General features: G+C 70.4%; 21 protein-coding genes and 1 tRNA gene. 11 read left to right on the top strand and 11 right to left on the bottom strand.

All coding sequences use genetic code 11. The features are described 5' to 3' along the window. Window positions 1-175: 175 nt before the first annotated feature. A complete protein-coding gene (locus ACLZN2_RS09750; RefSeq protein ID WP_416977963.1) occupies window positions 176-1288 on the bottom strand; it encodes a LacI family DNA-binding transcriptional regulator in 1113 nt (370 codons plus the stop codon). Between the two features lie 452 nt (window positions 1289-1740). Here ACLZN2_RS09750 and hisC point away from each other — a divergent pair, with 452 nt between their 5' ends. The 5 genes from hisC (at window position 1741) to ACLZN2_RS09775 (ending at window position 10260) form a co-directional block, all read left to right on the top strand. Next, window positions 1741-2820, top strand: coding sequence for a histidinol-phosphate transaminase (gene hisC / locus ACLZN2_RS09755; protein WP_416977964.1), 1080 nt, complete (start codon window positions 1741-1743; stop codon window positions 2818-2820). A gap of 200 nt (window positions 2821-3020) precedes the next feature. Then, window positions 3021-4529: a cytochrome ubiquinol oxidase subunit I gene (locus ACLZN2_RS09760; RefSeq protein WP_416977965.1), complete on the top strand. Its 1509-nt coding sequence runs from the start codon at window positions 3021-3023 to the stop codon at window positions 4527-4529. A gap of 20 nt (window positions 4530-4549) precedes the next feature. After that, window positions 4550-5554 carry a cytochrome d ubiquinol oxidase subunit II gene (gene cydB / locus ACLZN2_RS09765; RefSeq protein ID WP_416977966.1) on the top strand — a complete coding sequence of 335 codons (1005 nt, stop codon included), beginning with the start codon at window positions 4550-4552 and terminating at the stop codon, window positions 5552-5554. 60 nt (window positions 5555-5614) lie between these two features. Continuing rightward, on the top strand, window positions 5615-9115 hold the full coding sequence (cydD, locus tag ACLZN2_RS09770) for a thiol reductant ABC exporter subunit CydD (protein ID WP_416977967.1): 3501 nt from the start codon (window positions 5615-5617) through the stop codon (window positions 9113-9115). An 89-nt stretch (window positions 9116-9204) separates the two neighbouring features. Beyond that, a complete protein-coding gene (locus tag ACLZN2_RS09775) occupies window positions 9205-10260 on the top strand; it encodes a peptidoglycan DD-metalloendopeptidase family protein (RefSeq protein ID WP_416977968.1) in 1056 nt (351 codons plus the stop codon). A gap of 27 nt (window positions 10261-10287) precedes the next feature. On the opposite strand, the gene ACLZN2_RS09780 is transcribed toward ACLZN2_RS09775, so the two are convergent. The 5 genes from ACLZN2_RS09780 to ACLZN2_RS09800 all read right to left on the bottom strand — a co-directional run bounded on the left by ACLZN2_RS09780 (window position 10288) and on the right by ACLZN2_RS09800 (window position 15198). Then, window positions 10288-11175, bottom strand: a complete 888-nt coding sequence (locus ACLZN2_RS09780; RefSeq protein ID WP_416977969.1) for a Cof-type HAD-IIB family hydrolase — start codon at window positions 11173-11175, stop codon at window positions 10288-10290. A 91-nt stretch (window positions 11176-11266) separates the two neighbouring features. Next, window positions 11267-12169: an LLM class flavin-dependent oxidoreductase gene (locus tag ACLZN2_RS09785; RefSeq protein ID WP_416977970.1), complete on the bottom strand. Its 903-nt coding sequence runs from the start codon at window positions 12167-12169 to the stop codon at window positions 11267-11269. Between the two features lie 42 nt (window positions 12170-12211). After that, the gene (locus tag ACLZN2_RS09790) at window positions 12212-12655 is read right to left on the bottom strand and encodes a hypothetical protein (protein ID WP_416977971.1); all 444 of its coding nucleotides are present in this window, start codon (window positions 12653-12655) and stop codon (window positions 12212-12214) included. Window positions 12656-12673: 18 nt separating this feature from the next. Next, complete coding sequence (locus tag ACLZN2_RS09795) at window positions 12674-13222, bottom strand: RNA 2'-phosphotransferase (protein WP_416978086.1); 549 nt, start codon at window positions 13220-13222, stop codon at window positions 12674-12676. A 215-nt stretch (window positions 13223-13437) separates the two neighbouring features. Then, a complete protein-coding gene (locus ACLZN2_RS09800; RefSeq protein ID WP_416977972.1) occupies window positions 13438-15198 on the bottom strand; it encodes an SDR family oxidoreductase in 1761 nt (586 codons plus the stop codon). Window positions 15199-15468: 270 nt separating this feature from the next. Between ACLZN2_RS09800 and ACLZN2_RS09805 the strand changes: the two genes are divergently transcribed. From ACLZN2_RS09805 to ACLZN2_RS09830, 6 genes are all read left to right on the top strand, one after another. Further along, window positions 15469-16446, top strand: coding sequence for an ABC transporter ATP-binding protein (locus tag ACLZN2_RS09805; RefSeq protein WP_416978087.1), 978 nt, complete (start codon window positions 15469-15471; stop codon window positions 16444-16446). Next, the gene (locus ACLZN2_RS09810; RefSeq protein ID WP_416977973.1) at window positions 16436-17344 is read left to right on the top strand and encodes an ABC transporter permease; all 909 of its coding nucleotides are present in this window, start codon (window positions 16436-16438) and stop codon (window positions 17342-17344) included. Before ACLZN2_RS09805 ends, ACLZN2_RS09810 begins: the two co-directional genes overlap by 11 nt. A gap of 223 nt (window positions 17345-17567) precedes the next feature. After that, a complete protein-coding gene (locus ACLZN2_RS09815) occupies window positions 17568-18479 on the top strand; it encodes an ABC transporter ATP-binding protein (protein WP_416977974.1) in 912 nt (303 codons plus the stop codon). A 10-nt stretch (window positions 18480-18489) separates the two neighbouring features. After that, window positions 18490-19209, top strand: coding sequence for an ABC transporter permease subunit (locus ACLZN2_RS09820; protein ID WP_416977975.1), 720 nt, complete (start codon window positions 18490-18492; stop codon window positions 19207-19209). Between the two features lie 107 nt (window positions 19210-19316). Further along, a complete protein-coding gene (locus ACLZN2_RS09825) occupies window positions 19317-19559 on the top strand; it encodes a hypothetical protein (RefSeq protein ID WP_416977976.1) in 243 nt (80 codons plus the stop codon). Between the two features lie 239 nt (window positions 19560-19798). Next, window positions 19799-19886: transfer RNA gene (locus ACLZN2_RS09830), tRNA-Ser, on the top strand. Window positions 19887-19942: 56 nt separating this feature from the next. On the opposite strand, the gene ACLZN2_RS09835 is transcribed toward ACLZN2_RS09830, so the two are convergent. The 5 genes from ACLZN2_RS09835 to ACLZN2_RS09855 form a co-directional block, all read right to left on the bottom strand. Beyond that, a complete protein-coding gene (locus ACLZN2_RS09835) occupies window positions 19943-20761 on the bottom strand; it encodes an HAD family hydrolase (protein WP_416977977.1) in 819 nt (272 codons plus the stop codon). Continuing rightward, complete coding sequence (serS, locus tag ACLZN2_RS09840) at window positions 20758-22035, bottom strand: serine--tRNA ligase (RefSeq protein ID WP_416977978.1); 1278 nt, start codon at window positions 22033-22035, stop codon at window positions 20758-20760. Before serS ends, ACLZN2_RS09835 begins: the two co-directional genes overlap by 4 nt. A 566-nt stretch (window positions 22036-22601) precedes the next feature. Beyond that, window positions 22602-23534, bottom strand: coding sequence for a prephenate dehydratase (gene pheA / locus ACLZN2_RS09845; RefSeq protein ID WP_416977979.1), 933 nt, complete (start codon window positions 23532-23534; stop codon window positions 22602-22604). A 134-nt stretch (window positions 23535-23668) separates the two neighbouring features. Continuing rightward, entirely contained in the window at window positions 23669-24949 is a 1281-nt protein-coding gene (gene efeB, locus ACLZN2_RS09850; protein WP_416977980.1) for an iron uptake transporter deferrochelatase/peroxidase subunit, read from the bottom strand. An 8-nt stretch (window positions 24950-24957) separates the two neighbouring features. Further along, complete coding sequence (locus tag ACLZN2_RS09855; RefSeq protein WP_416977981.1) at window positions 24958-26913, bottom strand: copper resistance CopC/CopD family protein; 1956 nt, start codon at window positions 26911-26913, stop codon at window positions 24958-24960. Window positions 26914-26924 lie beyond the last annotated feature (11 nt).

The raw sequence follows: 26924 nt of genomic DNA on the forward strand, positions 1-26924 counted from the left end.
CGGACACGGACGACCAGGCACACAGCCTCGGTGGTACGACGAGAAGTACGGCCGTAGAGCTGTGTGCGAGAAACACAGCCGTGGGCCGCCGGTACGACGAGTGCGCCCCCGTCGTACCGCCTGCGCCCCCTGCTGGGCGCCTTCCCGCCCCTTCCGGCGCCCTTTCGGGCCCCGGCTACCCCTTCTCCGGTGCGCGGGGAGGGCTGACCGTCGTCCGTGGCGGACGTCGCTGAGAAGAGGTACGGATGATCAGTTCGGTCGGTATCACCTGTTCGACCGGCGAGTCCGACTGCACGCCCTCGATCGCGTCGATGAGCAGCTGGACCACCGCCGTGCCGATGCGGCGGGGCTTCAGGGAGAGCGTGGTGATGGGCGGCTCGGTATTGGCGTACACCGTGGACTCGCTGCAGCACACCAGCAGCAGGTCCTCCGGCACCCGCAACCCGTAGCGGCGGGCGGCGGCGAGCAGATCGGTGCCGTTGGGGTCGAAGAGGCCGTAGACCGCGTCCGGGCGGTCGGGGCGGGCGAGCAGCCGGTCGGCGGCGACGGCGCCCGCGCACGGATCGTGGGCGGGGTAGGCCTCGTACACCGGGTCCTGGCCGACCCGCTCGCACCAGCGCAGATAGGCGCTGGTCGACAGATGCGTGTACGTGTCCGTCGTGGTCCCCGTCAGCAGGCCGATACGGCGGGCACCGGCGTCGGCCAGGTGGTCGAGGATGTCGAGCACGGCGGCCTCGTGGTCGTTGTCGACCCAGGCGGTGACCGGCAGCGCGCCGACCGGGCGGCCGTCGGATACCACCGGTAAACCCTGTCGCACGAGCTCACTGACCACCGGATCCTGGTCGGACGGGTCGATGACGACCGTGCCGTCCAGGGCGACGTTCGACCACACGTCGTGGCGTGAGGTCGCGGGGAGGATGACGAGCGCGTAGCCGCGGGCGAGCGCGGCCGAGGTGGCGGCGCGCGCCATCTCCGCGAAGTACGCGAACTCGGTGAAGGTGAAAGGTTCATCCCCGTACGTGGTCACGGTCAGACCGATGAGGCCCGACTTGCCGGTACGGAGGGTTCGGGCCGCGGCCGAGGGGCGGTAGCCCAGTCGGTCGGCGACCTCGCGGACATGGCGTCGGGTGGCGTCGGGGAGCCTGCCCTTGCCGTTGAGGGCGTCGGAGACGGTCGTGATGGACACTCCGGCGGCGGCGGCCACGTCCCTGATGCCCGCCCGGCCCGGCCGGTTGCCTCGGCGTGAGGTTTCCGCGCGGCTCACCTGGTGCTTCCCTGCTGCTGTCATGGCGAGCCGATAGTAGGGCTCATCCGGTGGGGTAGGGCGGACGCATATGCACGCGTTGACAGGCACGTTTCTGCATGGTCGATGCACCCCAATTGCCTTAGAAACAAAGTCAGTTGAGCGTTCACATGCCAGGACGTGGCGTGTTGACACGGATGAGCCTGCCAACACACCGATGTTTCGAAGAGGTCTCAACTCACCTGCACGAGGGATGCGCGCCACGGCGTGAGCCACCGGCGCGTAGATATATGTATGGCGCGCCCCCCAGTTCGTACGCCTTCGTGCTGTGATGCCTCTGATGCCGGTGTGACGACGAGACCAGTCCTCTGCCGCGAACGAGGTAGGTCTTCTGTGGCGAACGAGGTGGGTCCACAGCTGTTCGCACCCGACTCGAATCCTCATAAGGTGAGCAGTATTGAAGCCGGGAGCCGGTGGTGGTCACGAGGAGGACTGCGGTGAGCGAGACGAGCCCCAAGCTGCGTGCCGAGCTGGAGGGGATTCCCACCTACAAGCCGGGCAAGCCTGCCGCGGCCGGCGGTCCCGTGGCCTACAAGCTGTCCTCCAACGAGAACCCCTACCCGCCGCTGCCCGGCGTGATGGAGGCCGTGACGGCCGCCGCCGCCAACTTCAACCGCTACCCGGACCTGGCGTGCTCGGCCCTGGTGGACGAGCTCGCCGGGTGCTTCGGCGTGCCCGCCTCCCACATCGCCACCGGCACCGGCTCGGTCGGCGTCGCCCAGCAGCTGGTCCAGTCGACCGCGGGCCCCGACGACGAGGTGATCTACGCCTGGCGCTCCTTCGAGGCGTACCCGATCATCACCCAGATCAGCGGCGCCAGGCCGGTGCAGGTGCCGCTGACCCCGGGGGACGTCCACGACCTGGACGCGATGGCCGACGCGATCACCGACCGGACCCGGCTGATCTTCGTCTGCAACCCCAACAACCCCACCGGTACGGTCGTACGGCGGACCGAGCTGGAGCGGTTCCTCGACCGGGTGCCCGGTGACGTGCTGGTCGTGCTCGACGAGGCCTACCGGGAGTTCATCCGCGACCCCGAGGTGCCGGACGGCGTCGAGCTGTACCGGAACCGGCCGAACGTCTGTGTCCTGCGGACGTTCTCGAAGGCGTACGGTCTCGCCGGTCTGCGGGTCGGCTTCGCGATCGCGCATGAGCCGGTGGCGGAGGCGCTGCGTAAGACGGCGGTGCCGTTCGGGGTGAGCCAGCTCGCGCAGGAGGCGGCGGTCGCCTCGCTGCGCGCCGAGGACGAGCTGTTCGGGCGGGTCGGTTCGCTGGTGGGCGAGCGCACCCGGGTGGTCGAGGGGCTGCGCGCCCAGGGCTGGGCGGTGCCCGACAGCCAGGCCAACTTCGTGTGGCTGCGGCTGGGGGAGCGGACGGCGGCGTTCGCGGCGGCGTGCGAGCAGCACGGGGTCGTGGTCCGGCCGTTCCCGGGCGAGGGGGTCCGGGTGACGGTGGGCGAGGCCGAGGCGAACGACATCTTCCTGAAGACGGCGGAGGGCTTCCGCAAGGAGATGTAGCCCGTGGGGCGCCTCGTTTCACGTGAAACCGAGGCGCCCTTTTTCGGCCATGGGTCGACCGGTCCACACCCGCCGGGACCTCTTGGGTGAGCATTGGGGACCCCCCGCCTCTGCAGTGTCGAACGGGCATGCGTCATAATTGCTTGTGAATGTGAACGCTTTCACAAGCGCCACCAGCCTGTGAGGTAAGGAGCGGCGACGTGGACCTGGCTTTGGCGCCGGAAACTCTGGCGCGCTGGCAGTTCGGCATCACCACCGTCTACCACTTCCTCTTCGTCCCCCTGACGATTTCCCTCGCCGCCCTCACCGCCGGGCTGCAGACCGCATGGGTGCGTACGGAGAAGGAGAAGTACCTCAGAGCGACCAAGTTCTGGGGCAAGCTCTTCCTGATCAACATCGCGATGGGCGTCGTCACCGGCATCGTGCAGGAGTTCCAGTTCGGCATGAACTGGTCCGACTACTCGCGCTTCGTCGGCGACGTCTTCGGCGCCCCGCTGGCCTTCGAGGCCCTGATCGCCTTCTTCTTCGAGTCCACCTTCATCGGTCTGTGGATCTTCGGCTGGGACAAGCTGCCGAAGAAGATCCATCTTGCCTGCATCTGGATGGTCTCGATCGGTACGTTCCTGTCGGCCTACTTCATCCTCGCGGCAAACTCCTGGATGCAGCACCCGGTCGGCTACCGGATCAACGAGGAGAAGGGCCGCGCCGAGCTCACCGACTTCTGGGCCGTACTGACCCAGAACACCGCGCTCAGCCAGGTCTTCCACACCATGTCGGCGGCCTTCCTCACCGGCGGTGCCTTCATGGTGGGCATCGCGGCCTTCCACCTGTTCCGCAAGAAGCACGTCACCGTGATGAAGACCTCGCTTCGGCTCGGCCTGGTCACCGTCGTCATCGCCGGCCTGCTCACCGCGATCAGCGGTGACGTCCTCGGCAAGGTGATGTTCAAGCAGCAGCCGATGAAGATGGCCGCCGCCGAGGCCCTGTGGGACGGCCAGAACTCCGCGCCGTTCTCGATCTTCGCCTACGGCGACGTCGAGAAAGGCCACAACAGCGTGGCCATAGAGATCCCCGGCCTGCTGTCGTTCCTCGCCAACGACGACTTCACCTCGTACGTGCCCGGCATCAACGACGTCAACAAGGCCGAGCAGGAGGCGTACGGCCCCGGCGACTACCGGCCCAACATCCCGGTCACCTTCTGGGGCTTCCGCTGGATGATCGGCTTCGGCATGGCCTCCTTCGCCATCGGCGTTGCCGGACTCTGGCTCACCCGCAAGAAGTTCATGCTCCCGCAGCACCTGAGGGTCGGTGACGACGAGGTGCCCCACCTGGTCCTCTTCCGGAACAAGGCCCTCAATCCCAAGCTTTCGAAGCTGTACTGGCTGGCCGCGATCTGGACTCTCGGCTTCCCGCTGATCGCCAACTCCTGGGGCTGGATCTTCACCGAGATGGGCCGCCAGCCCTGGGCGGTCTACGGCGTCCTGCAGACCCGTGACGCGGTCTCCCCCGGCGTCTCCCAGGCCGAGGTCCTCACCTCGATGATCGTCTTCACGGTCCTGTACGCCGTCCTCGCCGTCGTCGAGGTCAAGCTGCTGGCGAAGTACGTGAAGGCCGGCCCGCCCGAGCTCACCGAGGCCGACCTGAACCCGCCCACGAAGATCGGCGGCGACCCCCGTGACGCCGACAAGCCGATGGCCTTCTCCTACTAGGCCGAGGGAGCTGCACAGTCATGGAACTGCACGACGTCTGGTTCGTCCTGATCGCCGTCCTGTGGATCGGCTACTTCTTCCTGGAGGGCTTCGACTTCGGGGTCGGCATCCTCACCAAGCTGCTCGCCCGTAACCGGCCCGAGAGGCGGGTGCTGATCAACACCATCGGCCCCGTCTGGGACGGCAACGAGGTGTGGCTGCTCACTGCCGGCGGCGCCACCTTCGCCGCCTTCCCCGAGTGGTACGCCACGCTCTTCTCCGGCTTCTACCTGCCCCTGCTGCTCATCCTGGTCTGCCTGATCGTCCGGGGCGTCGCCTTCGAGTACCGGGCGAAGCGGCCGGAGGAGAACTGGCAGCGCAACTGGGAGACTGCGATCTTCTGGACCTCGCTCCTCCCCGCGTTCCTCTGGGGTGTCGCCTTCGGCAACATCGTGCGCGGCGTGAAGATCGACCGGCACTTCGAGTACGTCGGGAACTTCTGGGACCTGCTGAACCCGTATGCCCTGCTCGGCGGCCTGGTCACGCTGTCGCTGTTCACCTTCCACGGCGCGGTCTTCACCGCTCTCAAGACCGTCGGCGAGATCCGGGAGCGGGCTCGCAAGCTGGCGCTGTATGTCGGTCTCGTCACGGCCGGGTGCGCGCTGATCTTCCTGCTGTGGACCCAGGTCGACAGTGGTGACGCCAAGAGCCTGGTCGCGTTGGTCGTCACGGTCGCCGCCCTGGTCGCGGCGCTGGTGGCCAACCAGGCGGGGCGCGAGGGCTGGTCGTTCGCCTTCTCCGGCGTCACCATCGTGGCCGCCGTGGCGATGCTGTTCCTGACGCTCTTCCCGAACGTCATGCCGTCCAGCCTGAACTCGGACTGGAGCCTCACGGTCACCAACGCCTCGTCGAGCCCGTACACCTTGAAGATCATGACCTGGTGTGCGGGGATCGCCACTCCGCTCGTCCTGCTCTACCAGGGATGGACCTACTGGGTCTTCCGTAAGCGCATCGGCACCCAGCACATCGCCGAGGCCGCTCACTGAGTCCGACCGGGGTGTGTTTCACGTGAAACACACCCCACTGGGCCGAAGGGCACGTTTCACGTGAAACCAATCGATCCGCGTCTCCTCCGCTACGCCCGGGCCACCCGGTTCTTCCTGGTGGCCGTGGTCGGTCTGGGCGTTGTCGGGGCACTGCTGGTCATCGCCCAGGCGATGCTCATCGCCGAAGTCGTGGTAGGCGCCTTCCAACACGGACTGAGCCTCTCCGGACTCCGCACTCCCCTGCTGCTGTTGGCGGCCGTGGCGGTCGGCCGTGCGCTGGTCTCCTGGCTCACCGAGCTCGCCGCGCACCGGGCGAGCGCGGCGGTGAAGTCGGAGCTGCGGGGGCGGCTCCTGGAGCGGGCCACCGCGCTCGGCCCCGGCTGGCTCAGCGGTCAGCGCACCGGTTCCCTGGTCGCCCTGGCGACCAGGGGAGTCGATGCCCTCGACGACTACTTCGCGCGCTATCTCCCGCAGTTGGGGCTCGCGGTGGTCGTGCCGGTCGCGGTGCTGGCGCGGATCGTCACCGAGGACTGGGTCTCGGCGGCCATCGTCGTCGGCACCCTCCCCCTGATCCCGGTCTTCATGATGCTGATCGGCTGGGCCACCCAGTCACGGATGGACCGTCAGTGGCGGCTGTTGTCCCGGCTCTCCGGGCACTTCCTGGACGTGGTCGCCGGACTGCCCACGCTGAAGGTGTTCGGGCGGGCCAAGGCGCAGGCCGAGTCCATCCGGCGGATCACCGGCGAGTACCGCCAGGCGACCATGCGGACCCTGCGGATCGCCTTCATCTCGTCCTTCGCGCTGGAGCTGCTGTCGACCCTCTCGGTGGCCCTGGTCGCCGTGTCGATCGGCATGCGGCTCGTGCACGGCGAGATGGATCTGTACATCGGCCTGGTCATCCTGGTGCTCGCCCCCGAGGCGTATCTGCCGCTGCGCCAGGTCGGCGCGCAGTACCACGCGGCCGCCGAGGGGCTCGCGGCCGCCGAGGAGATCTTCGCCGTACTGGAGACGCCGGTCCCGGACGCGGGCACGGCGGCCGTCCCGAACGGCCCGCTTGCCTTCGAGGGGGTGACGGTCCGCTACCCCGGCCGTGCGGCAGACGCCGTTTCCGACGTGTCGTTCACCGTCGCACCGGGGGAGACCGTCGCGCTGGTGGGCCCGAGCGGCGCGGGCAAGTCGACCCTGCTGCACGCCCTGCTGGGCTTCGTGGGGCCCACCGAGGGCCGGGTGCGGATCGGGGAAGCCGATCTCGCCGAACTCGACCTGGAGGAGTGGCGGTCACGGATCGCCTGGGTGCCGCAACGCCCGCACCTGTACGCCGGGACCATCGCCGAGAACGTACGGCTGGCACGTCCCGACGCCGACGAGGCCGCCGTACGGCGGGCGCTGGCCGACGCGGGGGCGCTGGACTTCGTGGACGCGCTGCCCGAGGGGGCGGCCACGGTCCTCGGTGAGGACGGGGCCGGGCTGTCGGCCGGGCAGCGGCAGCGGCTCGCGCTGGCCCGGGCGTTCGTCGCGGACCGCCCCGTGCTGCTGCTGGACGAGCCGACGGCCGCGCTCGACGGGGAGACCGAGGCGGAGGTCGTGGCGGCCGTCCGGCGGTTGGCGACGGGGCGTACGGTCCTTCTGGTGGTCCACCGGCCGGCGCTGCTGGGCGTGGCGGACCGGGTCGTACGGCTGGAGCCGGCGGACCGGGTGGCGGGGGCGGCCGGCGCCGATGCTCACCGGCCTGTGGAGGCCCGGTCGAAGGCCGCTGCCGACCCCGTGGAGGGAGCGGCGGCTACCGTCCCCGCCGTGGGCGAGGCCGGGACCGGCGGCAGCGTGCTCGCCCGGGTCCGGGGCATGGCGGGCGCCCGCCGTGGTCGTCTCGCCCTCGCGCTGCTGCTCGGCAGTCTCGCCCTCGGCAGTGCCGTCGGGCTCATGGCCACCTCCGGGTGGCTGATCTCGCGGGCCTCGCAGCAGCCGCCGGTGCTGTACCTGATGGTGGCGGTGACGGCGACCCGCGCCTTCGGCATCGGCCGGGCGGTGTTCCGTTACGCGGAGCGGCTCGTGTCGCACGACGCCGTGCTGCGGATGCTGGCCGACACCCGGGTCGCGGTCTTCCGGCGCCTGGAGCGGCTGGCGCCCGCCGGACTGCGCACGGCGCGACGGGGTGATCTGCTGACGCGGCTGGTCGCCGACGTGGACGCCTTGCAGGACTACTGGCTGCGCTGGCTGTTGCCCGCCGGTGCCGCCGCCGTCGTCTCGGCCGGCTCGGTTGCGTTCACCGCGTGGCTGCTGCCCGAGGCGGGCGCGGTGCTCGCGGCCGGACTGCTGGCGGCCGGGGTGGGCGTTCCGCTGATCACCGGCGCGGTGGCCCGCCGGGCCGAACACCGGCTCGCCCCGGCCCGAGGGGTGCTGGCCACCCGCACGGCCGACCTGCTCACCGGCACCGCCGAGCTGACCGTCGCCGGCGCCCTGCCCGCTCGTACCGCCGAGGTGAAGGCGGCCGACGGCGTCCTCACCCGGATTGCCTCCCGGGCCGCCACGGCCACCGCGCTCGGCGACGGGCTGACCGCGCTCGTCTCCGGGCTGACCGTCGCCGCCGCGGCGCTCGTCGGCGCCCAGGCGGTCGCCGCCGGGCGACTGGACGGCGTGACCATGGCGGTGGTGGTCCTCACCCCGCTGGCCGCCTTCGAGGCCGTCCTGGGGCTGCCGCTCGCCGTCCAGTACCGCCAGCGGGTCCGCAGGAGCGCCGAGCGCGTGTACGAGGTGCTGGACTCCCCCGACCCGGTGCGCGAGCCGGAGCGGCCTCGGCAGGCGCCCGCGTCGCCGTTCCCGCTTGTCGTCAAGGGGCTCACCGCCCGGTACGCGGGGCAGGAGCGGGACGCGCTCGCCGGGGTCGACCTCACGCTGGCGCAGGGGCGCAGGATCGCCGTCGTGGGGCCCTCGGGGTCCGGCAAGACGACCCTGACGCAGGTGCTGCTGCGCTTCCTGGACGCGGACGCGGGGTCGTACACCCTCGGTGGGGTGGACGCCGGCGCCCTCGACGGCGACGACGTACGGCGGCTCGTCGGGCTGTGCGCCCAGGACGCGCACCTCTTCGACAGCTCGGTGCGGGAGAACCTGCTGCTGGCGCGGAAGGGCGCGAGCGAGGACGAGCTGCGGGACGCGTTGGCACGGGCCCGGCTGCTGGAGTGGGCGGACGGGCTGCCCGACGGGCTCGACACGCTCGTGGGCGAGCACGGGGCCAGGCTCTCCGGCGGCCAGCGGCAGCGCCTCGCGCTCGCCCGCGCGCTCCTCGCCGACTTCCCCGTGCTGGTGCTCGACGAGCCCGCCGAGCACCTCGATCTGCCGACCGCCGACGCGCTCACCGCGGACCTGCTGGCCGCCACCGAGGGCCGCACCACCCTGCTCATCACCCACCGGCTGGCCGGGCTGGACTCGGTGGACGAGGTGGTCGTCCTGGACACGGGCCGGATCGCGCAGCGCGGGACGTACGCGGAACTGACGGCCGTGGAAGGACCGTTGCGGAGGATGGTCGAGCGGGAGGCGGCGGCGGACCTGCTGGTGGGAGCGTAGCCGTCGCGTTGAGCCATCAGGGGTGAGGCGTCCCCCGGGCGTACGCCCCCAACAGGACCGGGGCCGTTGGCCGGGTCACGATCGCTGACATGCGCTCACTTCGCCGTCGTTCCCGGCTCGTCGTGGTCCTGTTGTGCGGGGCCGCCCTGCTCGCGGCCGGGCCCACGGCCGCCGACGGGGAGCCCGGTGACGGCCCGGACTCCGGGCTCAGTACGCGGGTGGCGCGGCTGTACGAGGACGCGGCCGTGGCCACACAGCGGTACGAGACGGGGCGGCGCGAGGCGGAGGCGAAGCAGGGCGAGGTGCGGCGGCTGGAGGAACTCCTGGGCCGGGAACGGCGGGAGACCGCGGTGCTGCGCGAGGACCTGGGCCGTATCGCCCGTGCCCAGTACCGGGGCGGGGGCGGGCTGCCGGTCGTCGCGCAGATGCTGCTAACGGGCGATCCGGAGCGGCTGATGCGCGGTCAGCATCTGTTCTCGCAGGCGAATCTGGCCGTGGAAAACGCGATGGAGAAGAGCCGCCGGGCCGAGGCACGGCTGGCCGCAGGCGAGGGGAAGGCCGTGGCGGTCTGGCAGGAGGTCGAGCGCAAGCGCGCCGAACTCGAGGCCCTGAAGAAGGGCATCGAGGACCAGCTCGAACAGGCGCGGTGGGAGTTGCAGGGGCAGGCGGACGCCTCGGTGGCCGCGGGCGCGTGCCGCGGCGCCGTACGGCTCGACGAGCCGCCCACGAGTGTCACGAGCGAGTGGGCCACCCCTGTCGAGACGTACGCCCTGTCCGCGGGCTTCGGCAGCGGCGGTGACCGCTGGGTGAACCGGCACACCGGGCAGGACTTCGCGGTGCCGATCGGGACGCCGGTGCGGGCGGTCGGCGCGGGGCGGGTCGTGCGGGTGTCGTGCGGAGGCGCCTTCGGCATCCAGGTCGTGATCCGGCATTCCGACGGCTACTTCACCCAGTACGGACATCTCGCCGCCGTGACGGTCGACCAGGGCGACCGAGTGGCGCCCGGTCAGTGGATCGGCCAGTCCGGGACCTCCGGCAACTCCACCGGCCCGCACCTGCACTTCGAGGTGCGGATCACGCCCGAGCTGGGCTCGTCGATCGACCCGGTGCCGTGGCTGGCGGAACGCGGGGTGCCGGTTGCCTAGAAACCGGGCTGCGTGGCTTTCCCCGAATTATCGACGCTCGGCGATCAGCCGCTCGATGACGACGGCCACCCCGTCCTCGTTGTTGGCGACCGTCTGCCCCGAGGCGGCCGCGATCACGTCGGGGTGCGCGTTGCCCATGGCGTACGAACGGCCCGCCCAGGTCAGCATCTCGACGTCGTTGGGCATGTCCCCGAACGCGACGACCTCCTCGTGCGAGATCCCGCGCTCGGCACAGCACAGGGCGAGCGTGCTGGCCTTGGAGACGTCCGGGCCGCTGATCTCCAGCAGGGCGCTGGGGCTGGACCGGGTGACGCTGGCGCGCTCCCCGATGGCGAGGCGGGCCAGGGTGAGGAAGGCGTCCGGGTCGAGCGTGGGATGGAACGCCAGGATCTTCAGCACCGGCTCGTCGGCGGCGAGACCGTCCGGCGCCAGCAGCTCCTCGGCGGGCGCGAGGTTGTCCGGGACCTCCATGTGCATCTTCGGGTACTCCGGCTCCTGGTGGAAGCCGTACGTCTGCTCGATCGCGTACATCGTGCCGGGCGCCGCCTCGCGCAGCAGCCGTACGGCGTCCAGCGCGTGGTCCCGCTCCAGCTCGCGGACCTTCACGAACCGGTGGGTGCCGGGGCCGCCGTGCAGGTCGACCACGGCCGCGCCGTTGCCGCAGATCGCCAGGCCGTGGCCGTGGACGTGCTCGCTGACGACGTCCATCCAGCGGGCCGGGCGGCCGGTGACGAAGAAGACCTCGATGCCCGCCTCCTCGGCGGCGGCGAGGGCGTCGACCGTGCGCGGCGACACGGACTTGTCGTCGCGCAGGAGAGTGCCGTCGAGATCGGTTGCGATCAGCCGCGGCGGGAGAGCGGGGGCCGGGGTCTCGGGCTGTCGAGTCGCTGAGGTCACCGGGCCATTCTCGCGCATATGCCCGCACGGCCGTGCGAGAGCCCGCACACATGAGTCACAGAAACGGCTCAGGCGGCCGGTCTTCGCGGTCGGTGACCGGCCGTCGGTGTCAGCCGAGTTGGGCCGGCGCCTCCATGGCGATCTGCTCGAAGACCTTCTCGTCCGCAGCGAAGTCGGAGCCCGGGATGGGCGAGTGGAGCACCAGCTCGGTGAAGCCGAGCTCCTGGTGCCGTCCGGCGAAGTCGACGAAGGCGTCCAGGGACTCCAGCGGACGGCCGCGGTCCGGGGTGAATCCGGTGAGCAGGATCTTGTCCAGCTCGTTCACGTCCCGTCCCTGGGCGGCGCAGGCGTCGGTGAGCTTCTCGATCTGACCGCGAATGGCGTGAACCGACTGCTCCGGGGTGCCGGTCTCGAACAGCTTGGGGTCCCCGGTGGTCACCCACGCCTGTCCGTGCCGGGCCGCGAGCCGCAGTCCGCGCGGGCCGGTCGCCGCGACGGCGAAGGGCAGCCGGGGGCGCTGGACACAGCCGGGGATGTTGCGCGCCTCGTGCGCCGAGTAGAAGTCACCCTCGTGCGACACGGAGTCCTCGGTGAGCAGCCGGTCGAGCAGCGGGACGAACTCGGCGAACCGGTCGGCCCGCTCGCGCGGGGTCCACGGTTCCTGACCGAGGACGGTCGCGTCGAAGCCGGCGCCGCCGGCACCGACGCCGAGGGTCACCCGGCCGCCGGAGATGTCGTCCAGGGAGATCAGCTCCTTGGCGAGGGTTACCGGGTGCCGGAAGTTCGGCGAGGTCACCAGGGTGCCCAGCCGCAGTCGGCCGGTGGCGGCAGCCGCGGCGGTGAGCGTCGGGATCGCACCGAACCAGGGGCCGTCGCGGAAGCTGCGCCAGGACAGATGGTCGTAGGTGTAGGCCGTGTGGAAGCCGAGCTGCTCGGCACGCGTCCACGCCGAACGGCCCCCTTCGTTCCAGCGGCGGTACGGGAGGATCACGGTGCTCAGACGCAGACTCATGTCATCGAGCGTATGCGGCCGACCGTGTTTCACGTGAAACAGTCACCGCACGCGACCGGCCAGCCACGGACTGAGGCTCATCCCGATGAACTCCTTGTGCACCCGGTCGCCCGGCAGCGGCACCATCAGGGTGTGGCTCGGCGGGAAGCGGCGCGTCTTTACCCAGGCGTGGCCCTCGTAGAGGGCGCGGAGGAAGGCGGGGACGTCGTCGCGGTCCACATCGGGGCACTCCACTCCGTCGACGGTGATCAGGGCGTCGTCGTCCGGGTAGAGCCGTACGCTCACGCTGGGCCGGCCGCCCAGCTCGACGTGGGCCTCGTGGGGCAGCGAGCCGTCCGGGTCGGTGGTGACGCCGATGCCCGCTGCCGTACGGCGGGAGGTGTGGTCGGCGCCGATGTCGTGGGTGACCGCGATGGCGAGGCCGAAGGCGTCGGCGATCGCACGGAGCGCGGTGACTGCAGCCTCTGTGGTGGGGAGGTGGTCCATACCATCGATCATGCCGGGTCAGTGTTTCTCGGGGAACCGCAGGTACTGCGGCGGTACGGCCTTGGTCAGCCACACCCCGTTGGCGCTGAGGTGGAAGACATGGCCGTCGCGGTGCATGGCGCCGGCGTCCACGGAGAGGACGACGGGGCGGCCCCGGCGGGCACCGACCCGGGTCGCGGTCTCCCGGTCGGCAGAGAGGTGCACGTCGTGCCGGTTCATCGGCCGCAGCCCCTCGGCGCGGATCGCGTCCAGCGAGCGGGCCACGGTCCCGTGGTAGAGGTACGGCGGCGGAGTCGCCGGGGGCAGACCGAGGTCCACCTCGATGCTGTGGCCCTGGCTGGCACGGATCCGGGTGCCCTCGATCGCGAAGCGCTTCTTGTCGTTGGCGGCGACGACGTGGTCCAGCTCGTCCCGGGTGAAGTGGAAGCCGTGCGCGGCGCACGCCGCGATCAGCTCGTCGATCTCGACCCAGCCGGCCTCGTCGAGAGTGAGGCCGATGCGCTCGGGCTGGTGGCGCAGATGCTTGGAGAGGTACTTCGACACCTTCACGGTGCGTCTCTCGTCCATGCCCTGGTGGTGAGGGTCCTTCTTGTTCATGCCCTCAGCATGGCGGGGGAGACGTGGATCACGCATTTTCTTTTGGGCCCTAGGTTTGATCCACAACCAACAGTGGTTATCCACAGGCGAGTTGGCGTTTCTGTGGACAACTGGCCGCACTGCTGGCTTCTTTCGCCAACGCCATCTGATACGACCTGGCTTGAGGCAGGGCGGTCCAAGTTGCCTCACACCGGGGGCTGCAGCCGCGCGAGCGCCCTCAACACCCTTGGTGCGAAGCGCGACAGAACATGCGCTCCGCGCGCCTCCGGCGTCACCGCGACCACGGCCTCGTTGCGGGCCACGGCGCGCAGGATCGCGTCCGCGACCTTCTCCGGCGGGTAGTTGCGCCGTCCGTACGCGCGCGTGGCGCGCTCCTGGCGGCGTTTCTCCTCCGCCGCGTCGACGCCCACGAAGGTGGCCGTGGCCGTGATGTTGGTGTTCACCAGTCCGGGGCAGATCGCCGTAACACCGACGCCCTGTCCCGCCAGTTCGGCGCGCAGGCACTCGCTCAGCATCAGCACGGCGGCCTTGGACGTTCTGTAGGCGGGCAACGCCCTGGACGGCAGAAAGGCGGCGGCGGACGCGGTGTTGACGATGTGGCCGCCCTGGCCGCGCTCGGCCATCCGCCTGCCGAAGAGCCGACACCCATGGATGACTCCCCACAGGTTGACGTCCAGTACCCGGCGCCAGTCGTCGGAGGCCGTGTCGAAGAACGAACCGGACAGCCCGACACCGGCGTTGTTCACCAGCACGTCCAACACCCCGTACTCGGCGTGCACCTTGGCCGCGAGCTTCTCCATCTGCTGTTCGTCGGAGACGTCCACGGTCTCCGCCCAGGCCTCGGGAGCGCCGGTCAGCCGTGCCATGTCGGCGGTGCGGGCGGCGCTCTCCGCGTCCCGGTCGACGGCGATCACCCGTGCTCCGGCCTCGGCGAACGCGAACGCCGTGGCCCGCCCGATGCCGCTGCCCGCGCCCGTCACCAGCACCAACTGACCCCCGAAACGGTCGGAATGACGCCCGGTGGCCTGCAGCTCGGGCTCCCCGGTGGTCTCGACGGACATGGCGAACTCAGTGATCCAGGAGGCGAGCCGGTCGGGGCGCGTCCGCGGGATCCAGTGCTTCGCGGGCAGCGTGCGCCGGGTCAATTGCGGAGCCCACCGCTCCAGTTCGTCGTAGAGCCGCTCCGACAGGAACTTGTCGCCCAGGGGCGTGATCAGCTGCACCGGAACGTGCGCGTGCGCGTCGGGACGCGGGTTGCGCAGCCGGGTCCGTACGTTGTCCCGGTACAACCAGGCGCCGTTGGCCGCGTCCGACGGCAGGGACGAGGTCGGGTAGCCGTCGCCGGGCATGTTCTCGACCCGGGCGAGGATCGCGGGCCAGCGTTTGCCGAGCGGGCCGCGCCAGGCGAGTTCGGGCAGAGCGGGGGTGTGCAGCAGATACACGTACCAGGACTTGGCGCCTTGGCCGAGGAGTTGACCGACCCGGCGCGGAGTGGGCCTGGTGAGGCGCTTGTTGATCCAGTGGCCGAAGTGGTCGAGGGACGGCCCGGACATCGAGGTGAAGGACGCGATCCGGCCTCTGGTGCGCTCGACGGTCACGAACTCCCAGGACTGCACCGAACCCCAGTCGTGCCCCACCAGATGCACCGGCCGGTCCGGGCTGACCGCGTCCACGACCGCAAGGAAGTCGTCCGTCAGCTTCTCCAGGGTGAACCCGCCCCGCAGCGGCCTCGGCACGCTGGACCGGCCATGGCCCCGGACGTCGTACAGCACCACATGGAACCGGTCGGCCAGCCGGACCGCGACCTCGGACCACACCTCCTTGCTGTCCGGGTAGCCGTGGACGAGCACGACCGTCGGCCGCCCGGGATCCCCCAGCTCGGCCACGCACAGCACTGTCCCGCCGGTCCGCACCCACCGCTCGCGCGCGCCCTGGAGCACCGTCACTTCCCCTCCGCCTTCGCTTCCGCCCAGCGCCGCGGGTGCGGCAGATCGTCGTCCAGCCAGAAGGTGCCCTGGCCACGCCGAATCTGGCACTTGTTAGAGAAAGCGTCAACAGGGCGGCCGCACCCCGAGGAGTCGGCGGCGGATTAACGGCCCCGTAACTCTCAAGAAGGGGGTCCCCCTACGGGCCCGTACATCTGAGGTCTGAGGCGAAGACGGCTCTGAGGTCTGACGATGTCCGTGGCGCGCGTCACTACATTCGAAGCTGTGACTGTGATCGCGACCGAAAGCCTGAGCAAGCGGTTCCCCCGGGTGACCGCGCTCGACCGGCTGTCCGTGGACATCGGAGCCGGTGTGACCGGACTCGTCGGAGCCAACGGCGCCGGCAAGTCCACCCTCATCAAGATCCTGCTGGGTCTCTCCCCCGCCACCGAGGGCCGCGCCGAGGTGCTCGGCCTCGACGTGGCCACCAAGGGCGCCGCCATCCGCGAGCGGGTCGGCTACATGCCGGAACACGACTGCCTGCCGCCCGACGTCTCGGCCACCGAGTTCGTCGTGCACATGGCCCGCATGTCCGGCCTGCCGCCCACCGCCGCGCGCGAGCGCACCGCGGACACCCTGCGCCACGTCGGGCTGTACGAGGAGCGCTACCGCCCCATAGGCGGCTACTCCACGGGCATGAAGCAGCGCGTCAAACTCGCCCAGGCCCTGGTGCACGACCCGCAGCTGGTCTTCCTGGACGAGCCGACCAACGGCCTCGACCCGGTCGGCCGCGACGAGATGCTCGGCCTGATCCGCCGCATTCACACCGACTTCGGCATCTCGGTCCTGGTCACCTCCCATCTCCTGGGCGAACTGGAGCGCACCTGCGACCACGTCGTGGTCGTCGACGGCGGCAAGCTCCTGCGCTCCAGCTCCACGACCGACTTCACCCAGACCACCACCACCCTGGCCATCGAGGTCACCGACACCGACGACCACCCGGACGGCACCCGCGCGGTCCGCGAGGCGCTCCACGCGCGCGGGGTGGAGATCGTGGAATCCGGCGCGGGCCTGCCCGGCGCCGGCCACATCCTCCTGCTGACCGCCCAGGGCGAGGAGACCTACGACCTCGTCCGCGACGTGGTCGCCGACCTCGGCCTCGGCCTGGTCCGCATGGAGCAGCGCCGGCACCACATCTCCGAGGTCTTCACCGACACCGCGGACAGCGACACCACAACAAGGAAGGAGGCCGTCGGCCATGGCGGTTGACCAGCCCGTCACCACCCCCGCGGGTGACCAGACCCGCATCCACAACATCGGCTACCGCAGCTACGACGGCCCCCGCCTCGGCCGCGCCTACGCCCGCCGCTCCCTGTACTCGCAGTCCCTGCGCGGCTCCTACGGCCTCGGCCGCTCGGTGAAGTCCAAGGTGCTGCCGATGCTGCTGTTCGTGGTGATGTGCGTGCCCGCGGCCATCATGGTCGCCGTCGCCGTCGCCACGAAGGCCAAGGAACTCCCCCTCGACTACACGCGCTACGCGATCGTCATGCAGGCCGTCATCAGCCTGTACGTCGCCTCGCAGGCACCCCAGTCCGTCTCCCGCGACCTGCGCTTCAAGACCGTCCCGCTGTACTTCTCCCGGCCCATCGAGACCGCGGACTACGTCCGCGCCAAGTACGCGGCACTGGCCTCGGCGCTGTTCGTCCTCACCGGCGCCCCCCTGCTCGTGCTGTACATCGGCGCACTCCTGGCCAAGCTCGACTTCGCCGACCAGACCAAGGGATTCGCTCAGGGACTCGTCTCCGTGGCACTGCTCTCGCTCCTCTTCGCCGGCATCGGCCTGGTCATCGCCTCGGTGACACCCCGCCGCGGCTTCGGCATCGCGGCCGTCATCGCCGTCCTGACCATCTCCTACGGAGCCGTCTCCACGCTCCAGGCCATTGCCGACGCCCAGAACAGCACCGGCGCGATCCCCTGGATCGGCCTGTTCTCGCCGGTCACGCTGATCGACGGCGTGCAGTCCGCGTTCCTGGGCGCGAGTTCGGCTTTCCCGGGCGGGGTTGGTCCGACTGACGGCGAGGGCCTGGTGTACGTCCTCGCCGCCGTCGGTCTTGTGGCCGCCAGCTACGGCTTGCTGATGCGCCGCTACCGGAAGGTGGGCCTTTGAACCCTCCCTCTCGCAAACGAGAAGGATTCCTGGCTCACGTTGCTCAGCCGCTCAGCGAGCGATCGAGTCTCACACGATCAACACCAGCCGGGTTGGAACCAGCCCGGTTCCCCAATGGAATGGAGGGTGTTGTGCTGGCTTGGCTCTCGCTCAGCACGCCGCGAGCGTACCGCGGATCCTTGCCCCGCCACGCCCGAAATCAGGAAATCCTCCGGAGGTTCCGGTGACCACGCTCCACATCGACCATGTCTCCCGCTGGTTCGGCAACGTGGTCGCCGTCAACGACATCACCATGACCATCGGCCCCGGAGTCACCGGCCTGCTCGGCCCCAACGGTGCCGGAAAGTCCACCCTGATCAACATGATGGGCGGCTTCCTCGCCCCCTCCACCGGCACCGTCACCCTCGACGGACAGCAGGTCTGGCGCAACGAGGACATCTACAAACACATCGGCATCGTCCCCGAGCGCGAGGCGATGTACGACTTCCTCACCGGCCGCGAGTTCGTCGTCGCCAACGCCGAACTCCAGGGCCTCGGCGACAAGGCCGCCCAACGGGCCCTGGCCACGGTGGAGATGGAGTACGCGCAGGACCGCAAGATCGCGACCTACTCCAAGGGCATGCGGCAGCGCGTGAAGATGGCGAGCGCCCTCGTCCACGACCCCTCGCTGCTCCTGCTCGACGAGCCCTTCAACGGCATGGACCCGCGCCAGCGCATGCAGCTCATGGACCTGCTGCGCCGCATGGGCGACGAGGGCCGCACCGTGCTGTTCTCCTCCCACATCCTCGAAGAGGTCGAGCAACTCGCCTGGCACATCGAGGTCGTCGTCGCCGGACGGCACGCGGCCAGCGGCGACTTCCGCAAGATCCGCCGCCTGATGACCGACCGCCCGCACCGCTATCTGGTGCGCTCCAGCGACGACCGCGCCCTCGCGGCCGCGCTGATCGCCGACCCGTCGACCTCCGGCATCGAGGTGGACCTGGCCGAGGGGGCGCTGCGCATCCAGGCCGTCGACTTCGGCCGTTTCACGACGCTGCTGCCGAAGGTCGCCAGGGACCACGGCATCCGGCTGCTGACGGTCTCGCCGTCCGACGAGTCCCTCGAGTCCGTGTTCTCGTACCTGGTCGCGGCGTAGGAGGCCGAAGATGTACGACCCCACAGTCGCCCGGCTCACCTACCGGGCCCTGCTCGGCCGCCGTCGGGCCCTCATCCTGGGCGCCCTGCCCCTGCTGCTGATCGTGATCTCCGTGGTCGTACGGGCCCTGACCGGTGCCGACGACCAGACGGCCGCCGACCTGCTGGGCGGGCTCGGGCTGGCCACGATGGTGCCGATCATCGGCGTCATCGCCGGCACCGGCGCGATCGGCCCGGAGATCGACGACGGCTCCGTGGTGTATCTGCTGTCCAAGCCGATCAAGCGGCCGACGATCATCTTCACCAAGCTGATCGTGGCGATAGCGGTCACGATGGTGTTCTCGGCCCTGCCGACGCTGATCGCCGGGTTCATCCTCAACGGCAACGGCCAGCAGATCGCCGTGGCCTACACGGTCGCGGCCCTGGTCTCCTCCATCGCCTACGCGGCGCTCTTCCTGCTGCTGGGCACGGTGTCCCGGCACGCGGTGGTCTTCGGGCTCGTCTACGCCCTGGTCTGGGAGGCCCTGTTCGGCTCCCTGGTGCCGGGCGCACGCACCCTGAGTGTCCAGCAGTGGTCGCTGGCCGTCGCCCACAAGGTGGCCGGCGGGGACCTGATCACCTCGGACGTCGGACTGACGACGGCGACGGTGCTGCTGGTCGCGGTGACCGTCCTGGCCACCTGGTACGCGGGACAGAAGCTGCGGGCGCTGACCCTGGCGGGCGAGGAGTAGCAAGGGGCGGGGAGTGGGGCCGTCGTCGCTCTTGACGGTGGCTTCACCCCCTTCCGGGCACACTGGGCCGAAGGATTGCGGCCCATCAGGAGGTCAGGAGGCCGGGGATGGCAGACACGACGTCACAGCGCGGCGGTCGTGAGGAATCGGGCGACGAGACCTGGGACGACCTCGTCCTGGACGAGGACTTCGTCCGGGCCGCCGAGACGTCCGAGCCGTCCGCCCGGGCCCGGATGCTCGCCGCACGCTGGCGGGCCCAGGAGCCCGAGCCGCAGCCGTGGCGCTCCGACGAGCCGCCCGCCGGCTGGTTCTTCAGCAAGGCCCGCCGCCGCAGGTGGCGCCGCCGATAGCACACCTGTTTTATTCGGTGGCGCCCAACTCGTCCGCCGGGCACAGTGGTTGTCGTCCACCACGAGCTGGGAGAGGAGCGGGGCGATGTCCATGCACGGCAGTACGTCCAGCTCCCGACAGGGCAGCCGGCGGCGGGCTTCGGAGTAGTTACCCCTCCGTGGAGCCCAAGTCGCACGGGGAGCTGCCCGGGGCGGCCGCTTCGAGCACGCGATGTCGCTCTCGCGTGGGCCGCCCACCCGGAGGATTGGCCGAGTGGCAAGGCACCGGTTTGCTAAACCGCGGTCGGGCTTGGAAAGCCCGCGCACGTTCGATCCGTGCATCCTCCGCAAGACACTGAAATCCAGAGCGCCTGGTCCCACCAACCCGCACCCGAACCACGACTTCAGCCCAGCAGACGCTCCACCACCACCGCGACCCCGTCCTCCTCGTTCGAGGACGTCATCTCGTCGGCGACAGCCTTCAGCTCCTCATGGGCGTTGGCCATGGCCACACCCCGCGAGGCCCACGCGAACATCGGGATGTCGTTGGGCATGTCGCCGAAGGCGATGGTCTCCGCGGCCTTCACGCCCAGGCGGCGGGCGGCCAGGGAGAGACCCGTGGCCTTGGAGAGGCCCAAGGGCAGCAGCTCCACGATGCCCTCGCCGGCCAGCGCGACGGTCACGAAACCACCAGCGGCCCGGCGGGCCGTCTCCGCCAGCTCGTCGTCGGTCAGCGTCGGATGCTGTACGTAGATCTTGCTCAGCGGGGCCGCCCACAGATCGGACGCGTCCGTGAACGGGGTCGAGGGCAGCTTGCCGGTGACCGAGTAACCGGGCCCGACCAGCACATCGCCGTCCAGCCCGTCCCGGCTCGCCGCCAGGTACAGCGGGCCGACCTCCGCCTCGATCTTCGCGAGGGCCACTCCGGCCAGTCGGCGGTCCAGGGTCACCGATGTCAGCAGGCGGTGCTCGCCGGCGTCGTACACCTGCGCGCCCTGCCCGCAGACGGCGAGGCCCTCGTAGCCGAGGTCGTCGAGGATGTGCCGGGTCCAGGGGACCCCGCGACCGGTGACGACGATGTGCGCGGCGCCCGCCGCGGTGGCGGCGGCGAGCGCGTCGCGAGTGCGCCGCGAGACCGACTCGTCGGAGCGCAGAAGCGTTCCGTCGAGGTCGGTCGCGATCAGCCGGTAGGGGAATCCCCCGGAGGGAGACGCGGTGCTCACTTGGCGACCGGCTCCAGGACCTCCCGGCCGCCGAGGTAGGGACGCAGCACCTCGGGCACCCGCACCGAACCGTCGGCCTGCTGGTGGTTCTCCAGGATGGCGACGATCGTGCGCGGGACGGCGCACAGGGTGCCGTTCAGCGTGGCCAGCGGGCGGACCTGCTTGCCCTCGCGGACGCGGATCGACAGCCGACGGGACTGGAACTCGGTGCAGTCCGAGGTCGAGGTCAGTTCGCGGTACTTGTCCTGGGTCGGGATCCACGCCTCGCAGTCGAACTTGCGGGCGGCCGAGGAGCCGAGGTCACCGGTGGCGACGTCGATCACGCGGAACGGCAGCTCCAGCGAGGTCAGCCACTGCTTCTCCCACGCCAGCAGACGCTGGTGCTCTGCCACCGAGTCGTCGGGGTGGACGTAGGAGAACATCTCGACCTTGTCGAACTGGTGGACGCGGAAGATGCCCTTGGTGTCCTTGCCGTGCGAACCGGCCTCGCGGCGGAAGCAGGGCGAGAAGCCGGCGTAGCGCAGCGGGAGGCGCTCGGCGTCGATGATCTCGTCCATGTGGTACGCGGCGAGCGGGACCTCGGAGGTGCCGACGAGGTAGAGGTCGTCCTTGTCGAGGTGGTAGACGTCCTGGGCCGCCTGGCCGAGGAAGCCGGTGCCCGCCATCGACTGGGGGCGGACCAGGGCCGGGGTGAGCATCGGCGTGAAGCCGGCCGCCGTGGCCTGGGCGATCGCCGCGTTGACCAGGGCCAGCTCCAGCAGGGCGCCGACGCCGGTCAGGAAGTAGAAGCGCGAGCCGGAGACCTTCGCGCCGCGCTCGACGTCGATCGCGCCGAGGAGCTGGCCGAGCTCCAGGTGGTCCTTGGGCTCGAAGCCCTCGGCGCCGAAGTCGCGGATCGTGCCGTGCGTCTCGAGGGTGACGAAGTCCTCCTCGCCGCCGACGGGCACGCCGGGGTGGACGAGGTTGCCGAGCTTGAGCAGCAGCTCCTGGGTCTCGGCGTCGGCCGCGTCACGCTCGGCGTCGGCCGTCTTGACATCGGCGGCGAGCTGGCTCGCCCTCTTCAGCAGCTCGGTCTTCTCCTCGGCGGAGGCCTTGGGGATCAGCTTGCCGAGCGACTTCTGCTCGTTGCGCAGTTCGTCGAAGCGGACGCCGGACGACCTGCGCCGCTCGTCGGCAGACAGGAGAGAGTCGACGAGCGCGACGTCCTCTCCACGGGCGCGCTGGGACGCGCGCACACGGTCGGGGTCCTCACGGAGCAGGCGAAGGTCAATCACGCGGTCAAGGCTACCGGTGCCCGGTTGCGGCTCACGACTCGCTATTCCGAACCGCGCGCCGAACACCCGAATCACGGCTTACGTTCCGTTATGAGGGAATTGCCGAGCGTGTCAAGGAATAGTGTCTCACTCCCTGGGACGGGGCATGTGACGGGCGTCGCATTGACTCGATTTCCTTGCGCGAGGCGGGACTTGGGGGAGGAGTTGTCCACAGGGATCCACGCCCCGAGTGAGTTATCCACAGGGTGTGCGAAAGGTCTGTGGACATCGGAATGGATCATTCCGAGATGCCTCGGCGACACGAGGAATTCCCGTCCCCGACGCCCTTCGCCCCCACTTTCGAGTGGAAATGGGTCGCCCCAAAGGATTGATCGAAGGAAACGGGTGGACGAAGGGTGATGCGCGTGACTGTGGGCACGCTTGGGTGCTCCAGGGCGATTTGTCGACTGGATGATGCTTCGTTGTCGACTTGTCCCCAGGTCGAGAAGCCCACCTGTGGATAACTTCTGTGGATAACGAAGATATGTAGGTAGGACCGGACTGGATCCGGTCCGATCCCGCCGGGGCTAGAAGCGGCCGTCCTGGCAGCGAGCCACCCAGTCCGCCGCCGTCACGAACTCCCGGTCCGAGGTCCCGGTCAGCGGATCCGGTACGTCCGCCACGGTCGCGTCCGCACGCGGGTACGAGCCGAGGAAGCGCACATCGCGGCAGATCCGCTTCAGCCCCATCAGCGCGTCCGCCACCCGGCGGTCGGTGATGTGTCCCTCGGCGTCGATGCAGAAGCAGTAGTTGCCGATGCCGGCGCCCGTCGGCCGGGACTGCAGCACCATGAGGTTGATGCCCCGGGTGGCGAACTCGCCCAGCAGATCGCGCAGCCCGCCGGGGTGGTCGTCGCGCTGCCACAGCACGACCGAGGTCTTGTCCGCGCCCGTCGGCGCCGCGGGCCGGGCGGGCCGGCCGACGAGCACGAACCGGGTCTGGGCGTTCTCGGCGTCGTGGATCCCGGTCTCCAGGGCCGTGAGGCCATAGCGGGCTGCCGCGAACTCGCCCGCGAAGGCGGCGTCGTAACGGCCCTCCTGGACCAGCCGGGCGGCGTCCGCGTTCGAGGCGGCAGACTCCCAGACGGCGTCGGGGAGGTTCGCCTTCAGCCAGTTGCGCACCTGCGGCTGGGCGGCCGGATGCGCGGAGACCGTCTTGATGTCCGCCAGCGTGGTGCCGGGCCGGACCAGCAGCGCGAAGGTGATCGACAGCAGCACCTCGCGGTAGATCATCAGCGGCTCACCCGCGACCAGCTCGTCCAGAGTGGTGGTGATACCGCCCTCGACGGAGTTCTCGATCGGCACGAACGCGGCCTCGGCCTCGCCGCCGCGCACCGCGTCGAGCGCGGACTGCACGGACACGTACGGGATCAGCTGCCGGGTGGCGGTCTCCGGAAGCGTACGCAGGGCGACCTCCGTGAAGGTGCCCTCGGGGCCGAGATACGCATAGCTCGCTGGCATGCCCTCACCCTAATGGCCCTACCGAAACCACGGGCCGCCGTCTCACGCGCACCCCTCCCACGAATGAATCCGCGTAACCCCGGGCCGGGGAGTTGGACCAGACCGGGGAACCGCCGCGCCTCACGCCTCCCGCCTCACCCCTCCAGCAACGCCTGCCCCACGTACTCGCCCTCCGTTGCTCCGCCCGGCACCGCGAAGAGGCCGCTGGATTCGTGGCGGATGTACTTCGACAGGGCGTCGCCGCGGTCCAGCTTGCGCTGAACGGTGACGAAACCGCGCAGCGGGTCCGCCTGCCAGCAGACGAACAGCAGACCCGCGTCGGGGGTGCCGTCCGGGTCGATGCCGTCGTGGTACGAGAAGGGCCGCCGCAGCATGGCCGCGCCACCGTTCTGGTCGGGCCGGGTGATCCGGGCGTGCGCGTTGAGCGGGACGACCAGATCGCCGTTCGCGTCGGTCTTCTCCAGGTCCATCGCGGTCGTCTCGCCGCCCCCGGTCAGCGGCGCCCCATTGGACTTGCGCCGCCCGATGACCTGCTCCTGCGCCGTGAGCGACAGCTTCTCCCAGTCGTCGAGGAGCATGCGGATACGGCGTACGACGGCGTAGGAGCCGTTCGCCATCCAGGCGGGGTCCTTGGTGCTCTTCGCCGGGACGAAGATGCGCTGGTCGAAGTCGGACTCGGTCGGCTTGGGGTTGCGGGTGCCGTCCATCTGGCCCATCAGATTGCGGGCCGTCATGGGGTGGGCGGTGGCGCCCGGCGTGCGGTTGAAGCCGTTCATCTGCCAGCGGACCTTCGCCGCGCTGCCCGCGTCCTTCTGGATCGCGCGCAGGGCGTGGAAGGCGACCAGGGCGTCGTCCGCACCGATCTGCACCCACAGATCGCCGTTGCTGCGGGCCTTGTCGAGGTGGTCGGAGGAGAAGTCGGGCAGCGGGTCGAGGGCGACGGGACGCTGCTTCTCCAGACCGGTACGGGCGAAGAAGCTGTTGCCGAAGCCGAAGGTGATCGTCAGCGAGGACGGCCCCGCGTCCCGGGCGATGTCCGTGTCGTCGTTCGGGGCCGCCTCGCCCGCCATCAGCCGACGGGCCGTCTCCGACCAGCGGCGCAGCAGTGCGGCGGCCTCCTTGCGGCCGGCGCCCGCCGCCAGGTCGAAGGCCACCAGATGCCCCCGCGCCTGGAGGCCCTGGGTGATGCCGGGCTGATGTTTCACGTGAAACGGGACATGCCCGGCACCGATCGAGGACAGCGGGGTTGCTTCCGCCGGTGCCGCCGCATAGCCCGCGGCGGTGCCCGCCGCTCCGAGCACCAGCCCGGTGGCTCCGGCGGTGCCGAGCAGTCGGCGTCGGGTCAGCCGCGCGAACCCCTCCTCGGGGGAGGAGACCTCCGGCTCATGGGCTTCGGTGGTGGACTGGTCAGGCATGGTGCGGTTCAGCCGATCTGCGCGTTCTTGGAGACGGTCACCTGGTCGATGTCGGAGGTCCGCACGGTCACGGAGATCTTCCATTCGCCGGCCATGGGGATCTGCACGCCTTTCGCCGCCCAGTGGCCGGTGGTGACGTGGTCGGGGACGACGGGCAGCGGCCCGATGTTCTGGGCTTCGAGGGTGAAGGCGACCTTGACCTCGGGGACGTCGAAGCCGCGGCCGTTGGGGCGGGTCACATAGACGTGCATCTCGTTGGCGCCGGACCGGGCGGGGTTGAGATCCACGCTGACGACACCCTTGCCGTCGGTGCCACCGGTGTCGAAGGACATGTCCAGCGTCAGGGCGCCCGAGGTGGAGTCCGACGACGAGGACGAGGAGGATGCAGAGGAGGCCGACGAGGTGGCCTTGGCGGCCTCCAGCTCCGTACGGCCGGGCTCGGTCGAGGTCAGCGCGGTGGTGACGGCGAGGAGCACGACGGCGACACCGGCCTCGGCGAGCACCGAGCGGCGCAGCCCGAAGCGGTGGGGGTCGCCGTCCCGCAGTCGCTTCTCCCGCGCGGTGTCCACGGCGGCCTGCTGCCGGGCGAGCTGGGCGGCACGCCGGGAATCACCGGCAGCCGCCGGGGCGGTCACGCGCTGGGCGGTCACACGCTCCTTCGCCGGCTGCTCTTCCTCGGCTTCTTCGGCTTCCTTGGCTTCTTCGGACGCGTCGGTTTCTTCGGCGATGACCGCCGTGTCCCCCAGCCGTGCCGTCCACCGCCGGGAGATCCACGCGATGCCGACGAGCAACGCCACCAGGCAGATCTTCACCAGGAGCAGCTGCCCATAGCGGGTCTCGGTGAAGGCCGACCAGGAGCCGAGCTGGCGCCAGGACTGGTAGACACCGGTCGCGACCAGGGCGATGACGCTGCCGAAGGCGACCTGGGAGAAGCGGTGGACCGCGCCGGCCTCGACGGGCCGGTCGGCGGGCGCCCGGTAGAGGGCGACGAGCAGCGCGGCGAGCCCGCCCAGCCAGGCGGCGACCGCCAGCAGGTGCAGGACGTCGACGGGCATCGCGACAGCCGGCTGCAGCCCGGTCGAGGCGTGCTCGGCCATGGCCCAGCTCGCGGCGAGCCCGGCGGCCACGACGATGCCGCCGACCGCGAGCCCGAAGGTGAGGTCCCGCTTCTCCTCGTCCTCGCGCTTGTCGTAGGCGCCGAACAGGACGGCGATGAACAGCGCCGCCGCTGCGAGCAGCAGCAGCCTGGAGACGAGAGCCGCGCCCGTCTTGGTCTGCAGGACCTGTCCGAGCAGCTCCAGGTCGAAGATGTCGCCGAGCTTCCCGGAGCCGGTGTAGGAGCCGCGCAGGAGCAGCAGGAACAGCGTGGCCGCGGTCATCGCGAGCCAGCCGGAGACCACCAGCCGCTGCAGCGCCCGTACCCCGGTGCCGCGCTGCCAGCAGGCCAGCACGAAGGCGGCGCCGCCGACCAGCACGATGAACCCGGCGTACGACACGTACCGGCCGAAGCCGTAGAGCCCGCCGACGACCCCGCCGCCGGCCGTCTGGTCGGAGACCGAGACGCTGGTCTCGGAGGGGGAGCCGATGGAGAAGGTGTAGGCGCCGGCGACGGGATGGCTGTCGGCGGACACCACCTGGTAGGTCACGGTGTACGTGCCGTCGGGCAGCCCCGAGTGCAGCTGGACGGCGTACGAGGTGCCGCTTACGTCGGACGGCTTGCCCTTGTCGACCCGGGCGCCCTTGGGGTCGAGGACGCGCAGCGAGTCGTCGTTCAGGGAGACGGTCTCGGAGAAGGTCAGCGTCACCTGGGTGGGTGCCTTGTCGACCACCACTCCCTGCGCGGGGTCGCTGCCCGTCAGCGCGGCATGCGCGGCGGCCGGTCCGGCACCGGCGAGAAGCGCGCCGGTGACCGCCAGGAACAGCAGCACGATCATCCGGACGCGGGGGGCGATGGTCTGCCTCACGATGGTCCTTC

This window comes from Streptomyces sp. T028, from assembly GCF_048159505.1.
GTDB lineage: Bacteria > Actinomycetota > Actinomycetes > Streptomycetales > Streptomycetaceae > Streptomyces.

What these genes read in the sequence shown, in the direction of transcription:
- ACLZN2_RS09750 (WP_416977963.1), bottom strand. Translation starts at nt 1,288, where the DNA reads ATGACAGCAGCAGGGAAGCACCAGGTGAGCCGCGCGGAAACCTCACGC.
- cydB (WP_416977966.1), top strand. Translation starts at nt 4,550, where the DNA reads ATGGAACTGCACGACGTCTGGTTCGTCCTGATCGCCGTCCTGTGGATC.
- ACLZN2_RS09775 (WP_416977968.1), top strand. Translation starts at nt 9,205, where the DNA reads ATGCGCTCACTTCGCCGTCGTTCCCGGCTCGTCGTGGTCCTGTTGTGC.
- ACLZN2_RS09780 (WP_416977969.1), bottom strand. Translation starts at nt 11,175, where the DNA reads ATGCGCGAGAATGGCCCGGTGACCTCAGCGACTCGACAGCCCGAGACC.
- ACLZN2_RS09785 (WP_416977970.1), bottom strand. Translation starts at nt 12,169, where the DNA reads ATGAGTCTGCGTCTGAGCACCGTGATCCTCCCGTACCGCCGCTGGAAC.
- ACLZN2_RS09790 (WP_416977971.1), bottom strand. Translation starts at nt 12,655, where the DNA reads ATGGACCACCTCCCCACCACAGAGGCTGCAGTCACCGCGCTCCGTGCG.
- ACLZN2_RS09795 (WP_416978086.1), bottom strand. Translation starts at nt 13,222, where the DNA reads ATGGACGAGAGACGCACCGTGAAGGTGTCGAAGTACCTCTCCAAGCAT.
- ACLZN2_RS09810 (WP_416977973.1), top strand. Translation starts at nt 16,436, where the DNA reads ATGGCGGTTGACCAGCCCGTCACCACCCCCGCGGGTGACCAGACCCGC.
- ACLZN2_RS09820 (WP_416977975.1), top strand. Translation starts at nt 18,490, where the DNA reads ATGTACGACCCCACAGTCGCCCGGCTCACCTACCGGGCCCTGCTCGGC.
- ACLZN2_RS09825 (WP_416977976.1), top strand. Translation starts at nt 19,317, where the DNA reads ATGGCAGACACGACGTCACAGCGCGGCGGTCGTGAGGAATCGGGCGAC.
- pheA (WP_416977979.1), bottom strand. Translation starts at nt 23,534, where the DNA reads ATGCCAGCGAGCTATGCGTATCTCGGCCCCGAGGGCACCTTCACGGAG.
- efeB (WP_416977980.1), bottom strand. Translation starts at nt 24,949, where the DNA reads ATGCCTGACCAGTCCACCACCGAAGCCCATGAGCCGGAGGTCTCCTCC.